This window comes from Coprococcus intestinihominis (assembly GCF_040096555.1).
GTDB lineage: Bacteria > Bacillota > Clostridia > Lachnospirales > Lachnospiraceae > Coprococcus_A > Coprococcus_A intestinihominis.
Map to the genome: position 1 here is coordinate 1 of NZ_JBBMEK010000393.1, position 1,975 is coordinate 1,975.

Consider the following 1,975-nt stretch of genomic DNA (forward strand, 5'->3'; position numbering starts at 1 on the left):
GAGGTACACCACCATACAACTTGACATCATTCATACCGGCGATTGCCTTGAAATCCTGAAAACTCTGCCCGATGACAGCGTTCATTGCTGTGTGACGTCCCCTCCGTATTACGCGCTCCGCGATTACGGCATGGATGCTCAGATCGGCAGAGAGACAACGCCGAAGGAATATATCTCGCGCCTGACGGAAGTGTTTACCGAAGTCAGGCGCGTTTTGTGTCCGGACGGTACGCTCTGGCTGAACATCTCGGACACCTACGCTGGGAAAGGCAATCAGGGCGATTTCGTTGACCCGAAGAACCCCAACGGCAGAAACGGTCAGGCTGTGGCTCTCAACAACAAGGTTGATGGCTGCAAGCCGAAAGACATGATCGGCATTCCGTGGATGCTGGCTTTTGCCCTCCGCGATACCGGCTGGTATCTGCGCAACGACATCATCTGGATGAAGGACAACCCCATGCCGGAGAGCGTCAAAGACCGCTGCGCCCGCTGCTACGAGCATATTTTCCTGTTCTCGAAATCCAAGAAGTATTTCTTCGACTACAAGGCGATTTCCGAACCGATTGCCCCTGCAACGGCGGAACGCCTCAAGCGCGGCATGAAGGGCGGCAACAAATACGGTAAGCCCGTTCCCGGTCAGCCTCAGCCGCAGTCCATCAACCGCCCCCGTGAGCATGGCGAGATCAAGGATTCTGACATCAATCCGCTACGCAACAAGCGCGATGTCTGGAAGATCAACACCGTCCCTTTCAAGGGCGGTCACTACGCCGCCTACCCTCCGAAGCTGGTTGAGACCTGTCTTCTCGCCGGTTGTCCAGAAGGCGGCATTGTGCTTGACCCGTTCATGGGGAGCGGCACAACCGGCATGGTTGCCGCGCAGATGGGGCGTCATTTCGTGGGCATAGAGCTGAACCCTGAATACATCGAGCTTGCCTACAAGCGGATTGGAGGTGAAATCTGATGCCCAAGGAACCGGAACTCAAAGCCCGCGACAAGGTAGTTCTGCGGATGACGCGGGAGGGCGCAGTTGAGGAAAACCTGACGGCTGGCTCCGAGCGGCGTGTGTCAAAACGGCTGGACGATGCGGAGCTGGTCAAGCCCGCTGAGACAGCCGCGCCTTCCGAAGCTCTTTCCCCAGAGGAACAGAAAAAGGTGCAGATGCGCCGTCAGCAGCGTCAGTTTCAGACGGAACACGCCGAGGATAACGACACACAGCCGCCCTCGGAAACGTCCGTCACAGAAGAGAAAAGGGCAGAAAATCCACCCCAGAATGTACCTGAACCGCTGCCCTCGGAAACGCCGTTCAAGCCTCCAACTTTAGAGCAGCACGGCGTTTCTTCTCATACCGGCACGGTGATTGCCGAAACAGTTGTCACACACAAGCTGCGCAAGACCTCGGCAGTGGAAGCAGTGGATGCAGATGCCATTCTCACTCAAGCGGCGGAAACCGCCTCCGCAAAGCCGGTCTCGGACGATGCCGTCCTGCCCACGAAGCGGATGCAGAAGCTCGAAAGGAAGTCTGAGAAGGCACATGAGCGTCTGGATGCTGCCCGTGAAAAGCTGCCCACGCACAAGGTTCTCAAGAAAGAGCGTGTCTTTGATGAAGAGACCGGAAAGGGCAAAACCCGCCTTCATTTTGAGGATGAGCTGAAAAAGCCCAAGAGCAAAGGCAAGCTGCAATTTGAGGCAGATAAAACCGTCCGCAAGGTCGGTGACACCCTTGCTTCCGGCATTCACGGCAAAATCCATGAGGTCGAACAGGAAAATACGGCGGTTGAGGCGGCGCATAAAACAGAGATTGCCGCTGAGACCGCTGCGAGGCATTTCCGTCATCATCGGGAAAGCAGCGTCAACAAGCCTTATGAGAAGGTTTCCAAGCTGGAACACAAGGCGGATGTAGCTGACGCCAAGCTCCAATATGAGAGAAATCAGCAGGAGCATCCTGAGATGAAGAAGCAGAACATGAACAAGCACT

1 protein-coding gene and 1 pseudogene are annotated in these 1,975 nt (G+C 55.8%); both read left to right on the forward strand.

Annotation, left to right across the window (positions count from 1 at the left end):
* Window positions 1-13: 13 nt before the first annotated feature.
* A complete protein-coding gene (locus WMO25_RS17535) occupies window positions 14-961 on the forward strand; it encodes a DNA-methyltransferase (protein ID WP_349086476.1) in 948 nt (315 codons plus the stop codon).
* Window positions 961-1,975: pseudogene (locus WMO25_RS17540) on the forward strand (peptidase M23); the annotation flags it as partial. The gene WMO25_RS17535 and the pseudogene WMO25_RS17540, both read left to right, overlap by 1 nt.